At 67.0% G+C, this 15,402-nt stretch carries 15 protein-coding genes and 1 other RNA gene; 9 read left to right on the top strand and 7 right to left on the bottom strand.

Annotated elements, in window-relative coordinates; all coding sequences use genetic code 11:
• Positions 1-200 precede the first annotated feature (200 nt).
• On the bottom strand, positions 201-764 hold the full coding sequence (locus IHD13_RS13890) for a phosphoribosyl-AMP cyclohydrolase (protein WP_195861632.1): 564 nt from the start codon (positions 762-764) through the stop codon (positions 201-203).
• 236 nt (positions 765-1,000) lie between these two features.
• Here IHD13_RS13890 and IHD13_RS13885 point away from each other — a divergent pair, with 236 nt between their 5' ends.
• The gene (locus IHD13_RS13885; RefSeq protein ID WP_195861635.1) at positions 1,001-2,377 is read left to right on the top strand and encodes an NCS2 family permease; all 1,377 of its coding nucleotides are present in this window, start codon (positions 1,001-1,003) and stop codon (positions 2,375-2,377) included.
• A 75-nt stretch (positions 2,378-2,452) separates the two neighbouring features.
• Here the strand turns inward: IHD13_RS13885 and ybiO are convergent, their stop codons facing one another.
• On the bottom strand, positions 2,453-4,768 hold the full coding sequence (gene ybiO / locus IHD13_RS13880; RefSeq protein WP_195861631.1) for a mechanosensitive channel protein: 2,316 nt from the start codon (positions 4,766-4,768) through the stop codon (positions 2,453-2,455).
• A gap of 235 nt (positions 4,769-5,003) precedes the next feature.
• On the opposite strand from ybiO, the gene IHD13_RS13875 reads away from it, so the two are divergent.
• Positions 5,004-5,375 carry a fluoride efflux transporter FluC gene (locus tag IHD13_RS13875; RefSeq protein WP_195861630.1) on the top strand — a complete coding sequence of 124 codons (372 nt, stop codon included), beginning with the start codon at positions 5,004-5,006 and terminating at the stop codon, positions 5,373-5,375.
• Complete coding sequence (locus IHD13_RS13870; RefSeq protein WP_195861629.1) at positions 5,372-5,770, top strand: fluoride efflux transporter FluC; 399 nt, start codon at positions 5,372-5,374, stop codon at positions 5,768-5,770. Before IHD13_RS13875 ends, IHD13_RS13870 begins: the two co-directional genes overlap by 4 nt.
• Before the next feature lie 47 nt (positions 5,771-5,817).
• On the opposite strand, the gene ssrA is transcribed toward IHD13_RS13870, so the two are convergent.
• Positions 5,818-6,197, bottom strand: a transfer-messenger RNA (tmRNA) gene (gene ssrA / locus IHD13_RS13865).
• A gap of 41 nt (positions 6,198-6,238) precedes the next feature.
• Entirely contained in the window at positions 6,239-6,727 is a 489-nt protein-coding gene (smpB, locus tag IHD13_RS13860; protein ID WP_195861628.1) for an SsrA-binding protein SmpB, read from the bottom strand.
• A gap of 122 nt (positions 6,728-6,849) precedes the next feature.
• Between smpB and IHD13_RS13855 the strand changes: the two genes are divergently transcribed.
• Complete coding sequence (locus IHD13_RS13855; RefSeq protein WP_195861627.1) at positions 6,850-7,287, top strand: type II toxin-antitoxin system RatA family toxin; 438 nt, start codon at positions 6,850-6,852, stop codon at positions 7,285-7,287.
• The gene (locus IHD13_RS13850; protein WP_195861626.1) at positions 7,274-7,576 is read left to right on the top strand and encodes an RnfH family protein; all 303 of its coding nucleotides are present in this window, start codon (positions 7,274-7,276) and stop codon (positions 7,574-7,576) included. The genes IHD13_RS13855 and IHD13_RS13850 overlap by 14 nt, the downstream gene beginning before the upstream one ends.
• A 5-nt stretch (positions 7,577-7,581) precedes the next feature.
• Here IHD13_RS13850 and IHD13_RS13845 read toward each other — a convergent pair whose 3' ends face one another.
• The gene (locus IHD13_RS13845) at positions 7,582-7,992 is read right to left on the bottom strand and encodes an outer membrane protein assembly factor BamE (RefSeq protein ID WP_195861625.1); all 411 of its coding nucleotides are present in this window, start codon (positions 7,990-7,992) and stop codon (positions 7,582-7,584) included.
• A gap of 72 nt (positions 7,993-8,064) precedes the next feature.
• Between IHD13_RS13845 and fur the strand changes: the two genes are divergently transcribed.
• Positions 8,065-8,508: a ferric iron uptake transcriptional regulator gene (fur, locus tag IHD13_RS13840; protein WP_195861624.1), complete on the top strand. Its 444-nt coding sequence runs from the start codon at positions 8,065-8,067 to the stop codon at positions 8,506-8,508.
• Between the two features lie 84 nt (positions 8,509-8,592).
• Here fur and recN read toward each other — a convergent pair whose 3' ends face one another.
• The gene (gene recN, locus IHD13_RS13835; protein WP_195861623.1) at positions 8,593-10,272 is read right to left on the bottom strand and encodes a DNA repair protein RecN; all 1,680 of its coding nucleotides are present in this window, start codon (positions 10,270-10,272) and stop codon (positions 8,593-8,595) included.
• Positions 10,273-10,480: 208 nt separating this feature from the next.
• Here recN and grpE point away from each other — a divergent pair, with 208 nt between their 5' ends.
• The 3 genes from grpE (at position 10,481) to dnaJ (ending at position 14,385) form a co-directional block, all read left to right on the top strand.
• The gene (gene grpE / locus IHD13_RS13830) at positions 10,481-11,098 is read left to right on the top strand and encodes a nucleotide exchange factor GrpE (RefSeq protein WP_195861622.1); all 618 of its coding nucleotides are present in this window, start codon (positions 10,481-10,483) and stop codon (positions 11,096-11,098) included.
• A gap of 114 nt (positions 11,099-11,212) precedes the next feature.
• Positions 11,213-13,144, top strand: a complete 1,932-nt coding sequence (dnaK, locus tag IHD13_RS13825) for a molecular chaperone DnaK (RefSeq protein WP_195861621.1) — start codon at positions 11,213-11,215, stop codon at positions 13,142-13,144.
• Positions 13,145-13,236: 92 nt separating this feature from the next.
• Positions 13,237-14,385 (top strand): molecular chaperone DnaJ, encoded by a 1,149-nt coding sequence (gene dnaJ / locus IHD13_RS13820; protein WP_195861620.1) that lies wholly within the window; start codon positions 13,237-13,239, stop codon positions 14,383-14,385.
• 72 nt (positions 14,386-14,457) lie between these two features.
• Here dnaJ and IHD13_RS18575 read toward each other — a convergent pair whose 3' ends face one another.
• Positions 14,458-15,402 (bottom strand): HNH endonuclease, encoded by a 945-nt coding sequence (locus IHD13_RS18575; protein ID WP_195861619.1) that lies wholly within the window; start codon positions 15,400-15,402, stop codon positions 14,458-14,460.

Raw genomic sequence — 15,402 nt, 5'->3', positions numbered from 1 at the left:
TACGGAGCCAGCCGTACTCTCTATCAGGCCGCCAGAGCGTCGAGCTGCTCGACAAGTCGCTGCCGGCGCTGCCCCAGCCCAGCGATCGGGACGACTGATCCCGCCTATTCGCTTTGCTCTCCTGGGCGCCTGCGGGCGCCCTTTTTTCTTCCGGCAGGATAGGTGGGGGTGACGCGGGCTGGCCGCGTCGCGGGGGGGACTTATTCGCCCGGGTAGGGCAGCGAGGAGTGGTGCAGCACGATACGCAGATCGCCCTGGGCGTCCCGCTGGAAGGCCCAGCTCTTGTCGACCACCGTCTCGGCGCCGCTGCTGTCGGTCATGCGCACGCTGCCCTGGGTGATGGCCATGTCGCCGCTGATCGTGATGGCCGCATTGTCGATCTCCACGCTGCGCCACGGCTTGAGGGCGAAGCCGGCATCATCCGGGTAGGCCGCATCATGGCCGACGAAGTAGGCCAGGGCGCCGTCTCGGGTGGTGCGGAAGTTGTGCGGGGCGCCGGCCAGGGTCGGCTTGAACAGCACGGGGCCCAGGTCATAGCCATAGGCCGCATCGAGGACCTCGCCGGCGAACTCCCGGGCCGCCTCGAGGCCTTCCTCTTCATAGCGGGTGGCAATCTGCACCAGGGCCTCGCCCCAGGCCTGCTGGGCGGCCTCGACCTCCGCCTGGGTCAGGCGGGCATCGAATTCGGTGGCGGTGACCGCCAGGGCGGGGGTGGCGAAGAGCAGGCCGCCCAGCAGGACGGCACCGAGGGAAGAAGGGGGCATGTCGGATGGCTCCATTGGTAACAGGGAGCCCCGAGTTAGCCAAATCTTGAATATGGAATCAATATATTAGAGTAATAAGTTATATAGGGGTGGGCTGCTTCCCGGCGGGGGTATTTGTCTGGCGGATACTCCCTATCAGGATGGTGACTTGTCCGTTTGGTCAACACTGGCTAGGCTGGGCGTGTTGACCGATTGGTCAGTTCCTCTGCCATCCCAAGAACAAAGAGGCCATGACAATGACTCAGAGCTCCACCGCCCGTGACGAGGCGACCCACGAGGAGGGGGCCCCGGCTGCCGCCTCGGCCCCCTGGCTGGACACCTACTTCGGCGTGACTCGGCGCGGCTCCACCCTGCGTACCGAGATCCTCGCCGGCATCGCCACCTTCCTGGCGTCCATGTATATCATCGTGGTCAATCCGGCGATCCTCTCGGATGCCGGCATCCCCTTCTCCGCGGCCCTCTCCGCCACCGTGCTGATCAGCTTCATGAGCAGCCTGGCCATGGGGCTCTATGCCCGCAACCCCATCCTGGTGGCCCCGGGCATGGGCATGAACGCCCTCTTCACCTATACCCTGGTGCATGGCGCCGGCCTCTCCTGGGAGGTGGCCCTGGGCTGCGTCTTCTGGTCCGGGGTGCTGTTCGCGCTGCTGGCGGTCTTCAATGTACGCAAGGCGATCATCGAGGCGATTCCCGCCTCGCTGCGCTATGCCATCACCTGCGGCATCGGCCTCTTCATCACCTTTATCGGCTTCAAGAACGCCGGCTTCATCGTCTCCAACCCGGCGACCCTGGTCTCCCTGGGCAGCATGGATCCCATGCTGATCACCTTCTTCCTGGGCATGATGGCCACCGCCATCCTGGTGATCCTGCGCATGAGCGGCGCCCTGATCCTGGGGATCGCCGTGACCACCCTACTGGCATTGCCCATGGGACGGCTGTGGGGCGAGGAGGTGATCGTGCAGTGGGCCGGCCTGGCCGCCTGGCCCGACTTCAGCGCCGTCATGCAGGTGGATATCCTGGGGGCCCTCAAGGTGGCCTACCTGCCGTTCATCTTCGTGATGCTGTTCACCAACTTCTTCGACGCCCTCTCCTGCTTCATGGCGCTCTCCGAGTCCGCCGACCTCAAGGACAAGGACGGCAACCCGCGCAACCTCAAGCGCTCCATGACCGTGGACGCCTTCGCCTCGATGATCGCCGCCCCGCTGGGCACCAGCGCCGCCCAGACCTTTATCGAGTCCGGCGCCGGCGTGGCCCAGGGCGGGCGCACCGGCCTGGTGGCGGTAACCATCGCCCTGCTGTTCCTGCCCTTCCTGTTCCTGTCGCCGCTGCTCTCGCTGGTGCCGGGCATCGCCACGGCGCCGGCCCTGGTGCTGGTGGGGCTGTTCATGCTGGCGCCGATCACCAAGATCGACTGGACCCGCTATGATCAGGCCTTCCCGGCCTTCCTGGCGATCATCCTGATGCCGCTCACCTACTCCATCACCTTGGGGATCGCCTTCGGCTTCCTCAGCTTCGTGCTGATCAAGCTGGCCACCGGGCGCCTGGAGGAGATCAAGCCGGCCATGTGGGTCTCCGCCGTGCTGAGCGTGCTGATGCTGGTGACCACCCACTAACGACGCCTGCGCATCCGTAAACGCCACGGGGGCGGCCTTTCGGCCGCCCCCGTGGCGTTCTGGCAGGCCAGAGCCCTAGTCGTCGTCGTAGTCCTCCCCCGGCTTGGGGTTGGGCCTGGCCCGAGGGTCGTGCTCCCCGAGCCGAGCCTGGTCGGCGCTGGGCTGGCCGCCGGGGCGGCCATCGATATCGAAATTCTGCTTCATCAGGCGCAGGTTGGCCGGTGGCGCCTCGCCCTCCTTGCCGACCCCGAAGTAGAGGGTGGTGTGCGGGAAGGGAATCTCGATGCCCTTGGCGTCGAAGTGGATCTTGACCAGGCGGTTGAAGGCGCGGCCGGTGGCCCACTGGGTGCCCGGGGTGGTCTTGATGCGCACGCGGATGTTCACCGAGCTGTCGCCGAGGCCGGTGACCCCGGAGACCTCCAGGGGAGCGAGGATATTCATGCGGTGATCCTCGCTGGCCGCCAGCTCGTCGAAGGCCTCGCGCAGCACCACGATCGCCTCGTCGATGCTCTCCCGATAGGCGATGCCGTACTCGCCCACGTGGTAGCCGAACTCGCGCATGTAGTTGGAGACGGTGTCGACGCTGGAGAAGGGCACGATATGGTAGGTACCGTTGAGGTCGCGGATGCCCACCGAGCGGATGCTCAGGCGCTCGGCGGTACCGGTGATGCCGCCCACCGTGACCACGTCACCGGTATTCATGGCGTTCTCCACCTGGATGAAGATGCCGGTGATGATGTCCTGCACCAGCTTCTGGGCACCGAAACCGATGGCCAGGCCCAGCACACCGGCACCGGCGATCAGCGGGCCGATATTGATGCCGATCTCGGCCAGCACGATCATCACGGTGATGGTGATCAGGGCGATGGCCAGCGCATTGCGGAACAGGGCCAGCAGGGTCTTGGCGCGGGCCGAGGGCTCGCCGCTGCCGGTCTCCGGGTTGAGGCGGTGCTCGATCAGGCTCGCCAGGGCCAGCCAGACGCCGGCGGCCACGGTGAGGATCACCGCCACGCTGATCAGGCGTCCCGTCAGGGTACGGCCCGCCTCGGAGGCGTACCAGGCGGCCAGGTCGAAGGCGCCCCAGGCATTCAGCACCAGCAGGATCACCGCCACCAGGATCACCGCGCGTATCGCCCGCAGGGCGTTGGGCACATAGGCGTTGAGGCGGGCCTCGAGCAGCGGCAGCTTGTGGCGCAACTCCTCCGAGAGGGTGATATGGCGACCGATGGTCTGGGTCAGCAGGCTGGAGAGCAGCATGCCGAGCCCGGCGATCACCAGGGTCTTGAGGGTGGCGATCAGCACGAAGGGCAGGGCATCCTCCGGGCGCAGCAGGGTCAGCAGCACCACCACCACGAAATAGAGGATCGCCAGGAGATGCCAGGTGCGGGCGAAGAGCCCCAGGGAGATCCGGGTGGCGGCGAAGCTGGAGCGCTCCGCGGCCGCCTCGAGGGCGTCGCGCAGCTTGATGCGGTTCTTGAGCACCACCGCCACCGCATAGACGAAGGCGCCGAGCATGATCAGGGTGCCGAAGGCCTGGCCCAGGGCCGGCGCCAGGTAGACGTTGATCAGCGGCACCGCCACCAGCAGGCCGTAGCCCGCCAGGCCGATCAGTCGGGCGATCCAGCGATTCCAGTAGGAGGCCTCGGCGGCGGAGATCGGCAGCAGGCGCAGCCCTTCATAGCGGGAGGCGAAGAGCATGCGCAGGGCCGCCTTGAGCAGCTCGATCACCAGGAAGGCGTTGAGGAACAGCGAGGCCCGGGTGGAGAGCTCGCCGGCCTCGCCGATCAGGAAGGTGGCGATCAGGTTGCCGCCCAGGTAGGCCAGGGCCACCACCAGCACATCGAGGGCCGCGGCCACCGCCACCGCGACCATCAGACGCAGCACCGGGGTCAGGCCGCTGCCGGCCTGGGACCACTGGCTGATGCGGGTGAAGCCGCCCCGGGCCAGGCGCCGGAAGCCGAAGAAGAGTACCAGGGTGGCGAGGATCACCAGCACCAGGTTGAGGGTGGCGGAGAGCACCGCCCCCATGTCGATGGGCGCCTCGGCATGGCCGGTGGCCAGGTCGCTCAGCGTCGTTACCACTTGGCCGAACTGGTTGCCCAGGTCGCCGGCGATCTGGCTGGTGGTCTCCGCGAGGCGCCGGGCCAGGGTAGGCTCGGCGGTCGCGGCGGGTGCCTCGGCGGCAGCCGTGGTGCCCTCGCCCCCGGCCAGCTCGCGCAGTTGGGTAATCAGTTCACCGCGACTCTGCTCGTTTTCCAGCAGGTCGGCCAGGGTAGCGTAGGGGGTCGGGGGCTCTTGCTGGGCCAGGGCCGGCAGGCCGAGGGTCATCAGCACGACCATCAGCCAGGCCAGCAGGCCTATTCGACGCGGTATCGGCACGCTTGCCTCCATGTGTAAGCGTGGGTGGGTGCGGTAAGGCTCGCCGGGACGAGCGTTTGACTATCTTGGCGTGCCCCGTCCGGCGGCACAACCCGGTCGGTGGCTAACGGTTTCTGTCCGGGCGCCTGGACTCGGTCTCATCCGCTTTCCTCGGCAAGCGAGGCGCCCCCTTCGCCACCCCCGCGGGTGGCGCTTTCCCTGGTGGCGCGAGTAGCATGGGGCCTCCTCGGGAGACGGGAGCGTCGGGATGAGCATTGCGCAGGGCATGGTGCTGGTGGTGCTGGGTGGCGCCTTGGGGGGCATGGGGCGCGTCTGGCTGGGGCAGTGGGTGGGGCGTCGTGCGCCCAGCGACTTTCCTTGGGGGACCCTCGCGGTCAATCTGCTCGGCGCCCTGGCGCTCGGCGTGATCGCCGCCCGGGGCGTCATGCCAGGCGCGTTCTGGGCACTGGCGGCCGTCGGCCTGCTGGGCAGCTTCACCACCGTCTCCTCCTTCGCCTACCAGACCCTGACCCTGCTGCGCGGACCCCGCCCCGCCCTGGGCTGGCTCAACCTGGCACTGACCCTGGGGCTGGGGCTGGCCGCCATGGCGCTGGGCCATGGACTAGGTGGTGTCTTATGAGGTGGCGGCTCTATCTGGCGGCGGGGGCGGGCAGTGGCCTGGGCGCTTTGCTGCGCTACGGCCTTGCCCTGGCGCTGTGGGGGGCGACCTTTCCCTGGGCGACCCTGCTGGCCAACGGCCTGGGCGCCTTCGCCATGGGAGGGATCGCCACCCTGGCCCGGGTGCCGGGGCGCTGGAGCCTCTCGCCGGTGGCCCAGCACTTCTGGCTGGCCGGCGTCTGCGGTGGCTTTACCACCTTCTCGCTCTTTAGCCTGGAAACCCTGCGGCTCTGGGAGGCCGGCTTGTCGTCCATGGCATTGGGCTATCTGGGGGCCTCGGTGGCACTCTGGCTGCTCGGCGCCTGGGGCGGTATCGTTCTCGGCGAGCGGCTCAAGGCGCACTGGGCTCGGGCGTAGGGGCCAGAAACGACAAGGGCCACCGCGAGGGTGGCCCTGTCTTCAAGTGGTGGAGGCGGCGGGGATCGAACCCGCGTCCGCCGGCACTCGCCTATCAGCTCTACATGCTTAGTTTCGTCTTTTGATTTAACACGGCTGGCTCCGACGAGCAGGATCCAGACGCGCGATTCTTCGAGAGTTTAACGACCGGCGTGAAGACGCCACCGGACGCGATCCCATCAGTCTTGGCTCGTATCCCCGCGGCGATGAATGGGCACATCGCGTTGGGGCCGGACAAGAAGCTAACAGCGTTTAAGCTGCCAGCGCGCCCTGAGCGTAGTTTTCGTCGTTTGCGACTATTTAATCGTGATGTTGGATTTACGAGATACATCACGCTCTCGGCATGCACCTCAAGGGTTGCCACCGGCGTCGAAGCCATGTCGCCCCCATAGCTGGGCATTCTATCAGCTTGCCCGAGGTTATGACAGCCTAGGCCTTGGCGTGTTCCCGCATGATGCGACTCTTCTGGCGATTCCAGTCGCGATCCTTCTCGGTGGCCCGCTTGTCGTGGAGCTTCTTGCCGGTCACCAGGGCCAGCTCGCACTTCACCCGGCTGCCCTTCCAGTAGAGCTTGAGGGGGACGCAGGTATGGCCCTTGTCCTGGGTGCGCGAGAAGATCTTGGCGATCTCCTTCTTGTGCAGCAGCAGCTTGCGGGTCCGCGTGGGGTCGGCGATCTCGTGGGTGCTGGCGGTGTTCAGCGGGGTGATATGGCAGCCCATCAGCCAGGCCTCGCCGCGCCGCACCAGGATATAGGTGTCGGTGAGCTGGCCCTTGCCGGCACGCAGGCTCTTCACCTCCCAGCCGGAGAGCACCAGGCCCGCCTCGAAGGTCTCGTCAATGTGGTATTCGAAGCGCGCCTTCTTGTTCTGGGCGATGACATTGCTGCCGGGGCCCTTGCCCTTGCCTTTCTTGGCCATGGAACCTCGCGTCGTGATCTAGCGTTGGCTGGCCCCTCCGATACGGGGGCAAGCGTGATACCATTCGTGAAAACAACCGCTCATGATACGCCCAGGGCCCTGTAAAGTCAGCGGAGAGGTAGATGCCAACGGTCAATCGGTCCGCCCTCGTGCGGCATTCCCCCCAGGCCATGTTCGATCTGGTCAACGATTTCGAACGCTATCCGGAGTTCCTGCCGGGGTGCCGACGTGCCCGGCTGCTCGAGCAGGACGACGCTCACCTGGTGGGGGAGCTGACCCTGGCCAAGGCGGGGATCGAACAGAGCTTCACCACCCGCAACGACCTGCATGCCCCGGAGCGCATCGAGCTCTCCCTGGTGCATGGGCCCTTTCGCCGCCTGCAGGGGCGCTGGCTGTTCACGCCGATGGGGGAGGATGCCTGCAAGGTGAGCCTGGAACTGGAGTTCGAATTCGCCAGTCGCCTGCTGGGCATGGCCTTCGGACGGCTCTTCCAGCAGGTGGCCGGCCAGCTGGTGGACTCCTTCACCCGTCGCGCCGACGACCTCTATGGCCGCTACTGAGCCCCTGACGGTGGAGGTGGCCTTCGCGCTACCGGAGAAGCAGCGCATCGTCACCCTGGACGTGGCCCCGGGCACCACGCCGCGGCAGGCGGTACGGCTGTCGCGGATCCAGGAGCAGTTTCCCGAGCTGCCCGCCGAGACCTTCGAGGCGGCGCCCCTGGGGATCTTCGGCAAGGCACTTCGAGATCCCGAAGCCCACGCCCTGCGCGCGGGCGATCGGGTCGAGATCTACCGCCCCCTGTTGATCGATCCCAAGGCGGCCCGCCGCCGGCGAGCCGCCGAGGGGTAGCGACCTTACTGGATGGGCATGACCGCCTGCCCCGGCTCGCCGCCTTCGCTGGCGGGGCCGGCGCCTTCGGCGCTGGGTAGCGGCAGCTCGCCGGACAGATCCCCTTGGGTCGCCACGTCGACCAGGCGGTCCCCGGCGAAGGTCAGGGTGACCCGGCGCTGCTCGATGCCGCCATAGGCCTTGTCGAGACGATAGACATAGTCCCACTGGTTGCTGTCGAAGGGGGCCTCGAGCAGCGGGCTGCCCATCAACTGACGCACCTGGTTGCGGCTCATGCCCGGTTGCAGCTGCTCCACGGCGCTCTGTTCCACCAGGTTGCCCTGGGGCAGGTCGCGCTTGTAGACGCCGAAATAGCTGCAGCCGCTGACCAGGGTCAGGGCGACGGAAAGGGTGACTGTTTTAATCAGCTTTTGCATTTGCGTCTGTTCTTCACTATCGTTGAGTTGGTCGATCATACCCGACCCTACACCTTACTGCGAAGAGCAACCATGGCCGACCAGAACCATGAATTGCGCAAGGCCGGGCTCAAGGTGACCCTGCCGCGCGTCAAGATCCTGCAGATCCTCGAGAGCTCCACCGACCGCCACCTGAGTGCCGAGGACGTCTATAAAGCCCTGTTGGACGCCGGAGAGGACGTGGGTCTCGCCACCGTCTACCGGGTGCTGACCCAGTTCGAGTCCGCCGGCCTGGTGATGCGTCACAACTTCGATGGCGGCCACGCCGTCTTCGAGCTCTCCCATGACGAGCACCATGACCACATGGTGTGCCTGGAGAGCGGCGAGATCATCGAGTTCTATGACGAGACCATCGAGCGCCGTCAGCAGGAGATCGCCGAGGAGCACGGTTTCGAGCTCGTCGACCATGCCCTGGTGCTCTATGTGCGTCCCAAGGGCTCCAAGGCGACCCGTCAGGAAGGCATCCAGAAGAAGTAAGCGGAACGCCTCGCCCTGATATCGCTCGGCCCCGATCCTTGATCGGGGCCGAGTGCGTTTGGGCCGGGGCTTGGCGGTGTGGCTTCAGTGATGGGGATGCGGGCGCTGGCTGGCGTCCAGCATCTCTCGGGCGTGGGCCAGGGTCTGGTCCGAGAGATTCACCCCGCCGAGCATCCGTGCCAGCTCGCGCACCCGGCCGGCGCCGTCCAGCAGCGCCATGCGGGTCAGGGTGGTGTCGCGCTTGGCCTGCTTCTCGATATGCAGGTGCTGGTGGGCCTGGGCGGCCACCTGGGGCAGGTGGGTCACGGTCAGCACCTGACCGGCGGCGCCCAGGCGCTTGAGTAGCTGGCCGACGATCTCCGCGGTGGCCCCGGAGATGCCCACGTCGACCTCATCGAAGACCAGGCTGGGGATGGTGGAGTGGCTGGCCGCCACCACCTGGATGGCCAGGCTGATCCGCGACAGCTCGCCGCCGGAGGCCACCTTGGCCAGGGGACGAGGCGGCTGCCCGGGGTTGGCGGCGATCAGGAAGGCGATGCGGTCCAGGCCCTCGGCGGCGGGGGCCTCCCGGTCGTCGACCCGGACCTCGAAGCGGGCCTTGCCCATGGCCAGGAAGGTCAGCTGCTGCTGGACCGCCTTGGCCAGTCGGCCGGCGGCCTCGCGGCGCGCCTTCGACAGCGCCTTGGCCTGCTGGCGCCACTGCTCGCCCAGGGTCTCCACCTGCTCGGCGAGCTGTTCCAGGTCGCCTTCGCCGCCCTCCAGGCCGCTCAGCTCCTCGGCCAGGCGTTGATGCAGCTCGGTCAGCTCCTCCGGCAGGCAGTGATGCTTGCGGGCGATACGATGCACCTCGCCCAGGCGACCATCCACCCAGGCCAGGCGCTCCGGGTCCAGCTCGGTGGTCTCGGCGAAGCGCTGCAGCTCGCGGCTCGCCTCGCTCACCTGGATCTGCGCCTCCTCGAGCAGCCCCAGGGCCTCGGCCAGGGCGCCGCGATCGCTGCCCGGCAGCACGCCCAGGCGGCTGGCCGCCTGGTGCAGCATGGCCAGGGCGCCGCCCTCGTCATCGTCACAGCACTGGGCGGCGAACTGCGCCTCGCGCAGGCTCTCCTCGGCGTGGGCCAGGCTCTCCTGCTCCCGCTCCAGGGTCTCCAGCTCACCCTCGGCCAGGGCCAGGGCGTCGAGTTCCTCCACCTGGTAGCGCAGCAACTGGCGGCGGGCGGCCAGCTCCTCGCCGCTCTCCGCCAGTCGCTTGAGGCGTCGGCGGCTGGCCTGCCACTGCCGGAAGGTCTCGGCCAGCTCGGCGGCGGCGCCGGCCTGGCCGGCGAAGTCGTCCAGCAACTGGAGGTGGGTCTCCTCGCGCAGCAAGGCCTGGTGGGCGTGCTGGCCATGCACCTGGATCAGGCGCTCGCCGAGGCCGCGCAGGTCGGTCACGGTGCTGGGCTGGCCATTGATCCACGCCTTGGAGCGGCCGTTGGCGGTGACCACCCGGCGCAGCAGGCAGTCGTCGGTGGGCAGGTCCCGGGCCTCAAGCCAGGCCCGGGCCTCGGGCAGGGCGGCGATCTCGAAGCGGGCACTGAGGTCGGCGCGTTCGGCGCCGTGGCGCACGCTGCCGGCATCGGCACGCTCGCCCAGGCACAGGCCCAGGGCACCCAGCAGGATCGACTTGCCGGCCCCGGTCTCCCCGGTAATGGCGGTCATGCCGCCGCCCAGGTCCAGTTCCAGGTCATCGACGATGGCGTAATCGTGGATCGCGAGCTGCACCAGCATGGCCTATTTCCTCCCTGGGTCGTGCGGCGGGACCGGCGATTGAGTCTGTGCGTTTATACAGTGTTTTATACAGTAGACCAGGGCCGCCGACAATGCTCGTGCCGTGGCATGCCTTGAGATCGCCGCGACCATCCCCATATCAGGGGGCAACTCATGCTCAACCCCTTAGTGAGGTGGCCCCGGGCCGCCACGATGTCAGGAGAATCCCATGGCCAGAGACCCGCAGACCCCGCTGGATGAAGAGCTGATGCGCCAGGAACAGGACGCCGAGCCGCAGCCCGTGGAGGGCGAAGTGGAGTCCGCCAGCGAGGCCGCCGAGCAGGCCGAGCGCCAGGGCGAGGTCAGCGACAATCCCGAGGCCGAGGTGCTGGCGGCCCGGGTCGAGGAACTGGAGCAGGGCCTGGCCGAGGCCAAGGATCAGGCCCTGCGCGCCGCCGCCGAGGCCCAGAACGTGCGCCGCCGCGCCGAGCAGGAGGCGGAGAAGGCGCGCAAGTTCGCCCTGGAGAAGTTCGTCAAGGAGCTGCTGCCGGTGGTGGACAGCCTGGAGAAGGCCCTGGAGGCGATGGGCGAGGAGGCCTCCGAGGCCCACCGCGAAGGCGTCGCCATGACCCTCAAGATGCAGCTCGACGTGCTGGCCAAGTTCGGTGTCGAGGCGGTGGAGCCCGCCGGCGAGCCCTTCGACCCGCAGGTGCACGAGGCCATGGCCATGGTGCCCAACCCCGAGCTCGACCCCAACACCGTGATGGACGTGATGCAGAAGGGCTACCTGCTCAACGGTCGCCTGGTCCGTCCGGCCATGGTGGTGGTCAGCCAGGCCGCCGGCTGAGACGAGGGTCACCCGGGGGCTTGAAAAGCCGCGAGGCCTCCCCCACATAGAGCACAACGCCGCGGCAACGGCCGCAACGCACGAATCAAGATCACGACTTTTCGAGGATTTCCTATGGGACGCATCATCGGTATTGACCTGGGGACCACCAACTCCTGTGTGGCCGTACTCGACGGCGACAGCGCCAAAGTCATCGAGAACGCCGAAGGTGGCCGCACCACGCCGTCCATCATCGCCTACACCGATGATGGCGAGACCCTGGTGGGCCAGGCGGCCAAGCGCCAGGCGGTCACCAACCCGCAGAACACCCTCTACGCCATCAAGCGCCTGATCGGTCGTCGTTTCAAGGACGACGTCGTCCAGAAGGACATCAAGATGGTCCCCTACACCATCACCGAGGCCGACAACGGTGACGCCTGGGTCGAGGTCAAGGGCAAGAAGCTGGCGCCGCCGCAGGTCAGCGCCGAAGTGCTGAAGAAGATGAAGAAGACCGCGGAAGACTACCTGGGTGAGGAAGTCACCGAGGCGGTCATCACCGTGCCGGCCTACTTCAACGACAGCCAGCGTCAGGCCACCAAGGACGCCGGCCGCATCGCCGGCCTCGAGGTCAAGCGCATCATCAACGAGCCCACCGCGGCGGCCCTGGCCTACGGCATGGACAAGTCCCGCGGCGACAAGACCATCGCGGTCTATGACCTGGGTGGCGGCACCTTCGATATCTCCATCATCGAGGTGGCCGACGTCGACGGCGAGACCCAGTTCGAGGTGCTGGCCACCAACGGCGACACCTTCCTGGGTGGCGAAGACTTCGACATGCACCTGATCAACTACCTGGTCGATCAGTTCAAGGCCGACAGCGGCATCGACCTGTCCGGCGACAACCTGGCCATGCAGCGCCTCAAGGAAGCCGCCGAGAAAGCCAAGATCGAGCTCTCCAGCGCCCAGCAGACCGACGTCAACCTGCCCTACATCACCGCCGACAACACCGGTCCCAAGCACCTCAATGTCAAGGTGACCCGGGCCAAGCTGGAGTCGCTGGTGGAGGAGCTGGTCAAGCGCTCCCTGGCGCCCTGCAAGACCGCCCTGGCCGATGCCGGCCTGTCCGCGTCCGAGATCGACGACGTCATCCTGGTCGGTGGCCAGACCCGCATGCCGCTGGTGCAGAAGAGCGTGGCCGAGTTCTTCGGCAAGGACGCCCGCAAGGACGTCAACCCGGACGAGGCGGTGGCCGTGGGTGCGGCGATCCAGGGCGGCGTGCTGGGTGGCGACGTCAAGGACGTGCTGCTGCTCGACGTCACCCCGCTGACCCTGGGCATCGAGACCCTGGGTGGCGTGATGACGCCGTTGATCGAGAAGAACACCACCATCCCGACCAAGAAGACCCAGACCTTCTCCACCGCGGATGACAACCAGACTGCCGTGACCATTCACGTCCTGCAGGGCGAGCGCAAGCAGGCGGGCGGCAACAAGTCCCTGGGTCGTTTCGACCTGGCCGACATTCCGCCGGCGCCGCGCGGCGTGCCGCAGATCGAGGTCGCCTTCGACCTGGACGCCAACGGCATCCTGCACGTCTCCGCCAAGGACAAGGCCACCGGCAAGGAGCAGTCGATCGTCATCAAGGCCTCCAGTGGCCTCTCCGATGACGAGATCGAACAGATGGTCCGCGATGCCGAGGCGCATGCCGACGAGGACAAGAAGTTCGAGGAGCTGGTGGCCCTGCGCAACCAGGCCGACGGCATGATCCACGCGTCCAGGAAGACCCTGGAAGAGGCCGGCGACAAGGTCTCCGACGAGGAGAAGCAGGCCATCGAGGGCGCCATCGGCGAGCTCGAGGAGGCGCTGAAGGGCGACGACAAGGACGAGATCCAGGCCAAGCTGGACAAGCTCACCGAGGCCTCCGGCCAGGTCGCCCAGAAGATGTATGCCGAGCAGGCCGAAGCCGCCCAGCAGGCCGGTGGCGACGCCGGCGAGGCGGGTGCCAAGCAGGACGATGACGTGGTCGACGCCGAGTACGAAGAAGTCAACGACGACCAGAAAAAGCAGTAAACCACGACATCGGCATCAAGGATGACACCAGCGCGGGGGCCTGACTCCCGCGTTGGTGTTTCCGCGGTGCCGCGACGGAGGCGGACAGACCGATGTCCAAACGCGATTATTATGAGGTGCTGGGCGTAGAGCGCGGTGCCGATACGAAAGAGATCAAGAAGGCCTACCGACGCCTGGCCCAGAAGTATCACCCCGACCGTAACCCGGACGACGATACCTCGGCGGAGAAGTTTCGCGAGGTCTCCGAGGCCTACGAGGTGCTCTCCGACGGCGAGAAGCGTGCCGCCTATGACCAGTTCGGTCATGCCGGCGTCGACGGCCAAGGGGGCGGTTTCGGTGGTGGCGGCTTCGGTGGCGCCGGGGCCGGGGGCTTCAGCGATATCTTCGGCGATGTGTTCGGCGATATCTTCGGCGGCGCGGGCGGCGGTCGGCGCAACCCCAACGCCCCCCAGCGCGGCAGCGACCTGCGCTACAACCTGGAGCTCGACCTGGAGGATGCCGTCACCGGCACCAGCGTCGATATCCGCGTGCCGCGCCATGTGGAGTGCGACCGCTGTGACGGCGAGGGCGCCGAGCCCGGCTCCAGCAAGGAGACCTGCCCGACCTGTAACGGTCATGGCCAGGTGCGCATGCAGCAGGGCTTCTTCGCCGTGCAGCAGACCTGCCCGACCTGTCACGGCAGCGGCGTGCATATCAAGGTGCCCTGCCACAAGTGTCACGGCGAAGGGCGCATGCGCGAGACCCGTACCCTGTCGGTGAAGATCCCCGCCGGGGTCGATACCGGCGACCGCATTCGCCTGAATGGCGAAGGCGAAACCGGCATCAACGGCGGCCCCCCCGGGGACCTCTACGTCCAGGTGGCCATCAAGCCGCACCCGATCTTCCAGCGCGATGGCCGTCACCTGCAGTGCGAGGTGCCGATCAACTTCGTCGACGCGGCACTGGGCGGCGAACTGGAGGTGCCGACCCTGGACGGCCGGGTCAAGCTGAAGATCCCCGCCGAGACCCAGACCGGCAAGCTGTTCCGCCTCAAGGGCAAGGGCGTCAAGCCGGTGCGCGGCGGCCCCGCCGGCGACCTGCTGTGCCGGGTGGTGCTGGAGACCCCGGTCAACCTCTCCGAGGAGCAGAAGGAGCTGCTGCGCCGCTTCCAGGAGAGCCTCGGCGAGTCCAACAGCCACTCGCCGAAGAAGAAGAGCTTCTTCGATGGCGTGAAGAAGTTCTTCGAGGACATGAAGCCCTAGGCGGCAGCCACCCTCGAAGGCAGAAGCCAGGCCCCGGTATCCCCGATACCGGGGCCTGGCCGTTTCTGGGCGTCAACGCAACAGGTGCTTCAGGCGCCAGTCCAGGGCTTCCCGGTCGGGTGCCCAGCGCGGGTCGCGTGGTAACACCAGTGGCTGGCCGTCCAGCTCGCAGAGCCAGCGATTGTCGTTGTTCAGCGCGTCGATACCGGGGCTGACGTGCCAGCGATGGTCCGGTCCCGGGGCGATCAACTGGTTGTCCATGGCCCAGTGCAGGTTGGGCGTCAGGGCGATGCCGTTGGTCGGTCGATCGTCCTGGCTCTGGGCGAAGGGGATCAGGTGGGCGGCCTCCACGAGGTAGCGATAGTCCGGTGTGATATAGCGCAGGCGGCTCGCCGCGCAGCGGTAGTCGTAGGCCTCCAGCACCAAGGAGCGAAAGGCGGCGGAGCGGGCATACGTTTGGCTTTGTTCTTTCACACTGCCTTTCAGTCGCTCGGGATGCCGTTCATAGTTGCCGCTTTCCAGTGCCGTGGTCAGGTAGGTGTGCAGTGCCTGGTAAGCTTTCGGGGCGGCGGAGAAGTAACGAGATACCAGTAGGGCGCATGCCTCTCGCGAGGCAGGTTCACTCCGGAGAGCCTCGAAGAGTGTGGCGTCCAGTCGGGCGCTGGTAAAGCGCTCCCGAAGCTTCCTGAGGGACTTAGGCTGGCCGAGTTGTGGCTCCACAGCGCTCAGGCTTTCCGTGAACTCCGGCGACCAGAGGGGGCCGGATGGGCCCTGGTCATTTCTCAGGTGCCATAGGGGAAGCTGGGGGTTGGCGGACGACCTGTTCCCGGTGGCTGCTTCATAAAGGTCGTAGTAGCGAGCGATCAGCCGGTCATCGATGGTGACCCGGGGAGAGGCGATATGCCCCGCCTGGATCTCGCAGATGATCGCCAGCAAGAGGCAGGGCTTGTTGGGGGCCGGCACTCCCTTGCTATGCCCGACCCTGAGCCTGCCCAGGCACTCCAGGGATGCAGTCAC

Origin of the sequence: Halomonas sp. 328 (assembly GCF_015645095.1) — a bacterium.
Lineage (GTDB): Bacteria > Pseudomonadota > Gammaproteobacteria > Pseudomonadales > Halomonadaceae > Bisbaumannia.
This window is presented reverse-complemented; position numbering and strand designations above follow the sequence as displayed.

Excerpts from the sequence above, each read along its gene's own strand:
- dnaK (WP_195861621.1), top strand. The coding sequence starts at position 11,213 with ATGGGACGCATCATCGGTATTGACCTGGGGACCACCAACTCCTGTGTG.
- fur (WP_195861624.1), top strand. The coding sequence starts at position 8,065 with ATGGCCGACCAGAACCATGAATTGCGCAAGGCCGGGCTCAAGGTGACC.
- IHD13_RS13850 (WP_195861626.1), top strand. The coding sequence starts at position 7,274 with ATGGCCGCTACTGAGCCCCTGACGGTGGAGGTGGCCTTCGCGCTACCG.
- IHD13_RS13890 (WP_195861632.1), bottom strand. The coding sequence starts at position 764 with ATGCCCCCTTCTTCCCTCGGTGCCGTCCTGCTGGGCGGCCTGCTCTTC.
- IHD13_RS13845 (WP_195861625.1), bottom strand. The coding sequence starts at position 7,992 with ATGCAAAAGCTGATTAAAACAGTCACCCTTTCCGTCGCCCTGACCCTG.
- grpE (WP_195861622.1), top strand. The coding sequence starts at position 10,481 with ATGGCCAGAGACCCGCAGACCCCGCTGGATGAAGAGCTGATGCGCCAG.
- IHD13_RS13870 (WP_195861629.1), top strand. The coding sequence starts at position 5,372 with ATGAGGTGGCGGCTCTATCTGGCGGCGGGGGCGGGCAGTGGCCTGGGC.
- IHD13_RS13875 (WP_195861630.1), top strand. The coding sequence starts at position 5,004 with ATGAGCATTGCGCAGGGCATGGTGCTGGTGGTGCTGGGTGGCGCCTTG.
- IHD13_RS13885 (WP_195861635.1), top strand. The coding sequence starts at position 1,001 with ATGACTCAGAGCTCCACCGCCCGTGACGAGGCGACCCACGAGGAGGGG.
- recN (WP_195861623.1), bottom strand. The coding sequence starts at position 10,272 with ATGCTGGTGCAGCTCGCGATCCACGATTACGCCATCGTCGATGACCTG.
- dnaJ (WP_195861620.1), top strand. The coding sequence starts at position 13,237 with ATGTCCAAACGCGATTATTATGAGGTGCTGGGCGTAGAGCGCGGTGCC.
- smpB (WP_195861628.1), bottom strand. The coding sequence starts at position 6,727 with ATGGCCAAGAAAGGCAAGGGCAAGGGCCCCGGCAGCAATGTCATCGCC.
- ybiO (WP_195861631.1), bottom strand. The coding sequence starts at position 4,768 with ATGGAGGCAAGCGTGCCGATACCGCGTCGAATAGGCCTGCTGGCCTGG.
- IHD13_RS13855 (WP_195861627.1), top strand. The coding sequence starts at position 6,850 with ATGCCAACGGTCAATCGGTCCGCCCTCGTGCGGCATTCCCCCCAGGCC.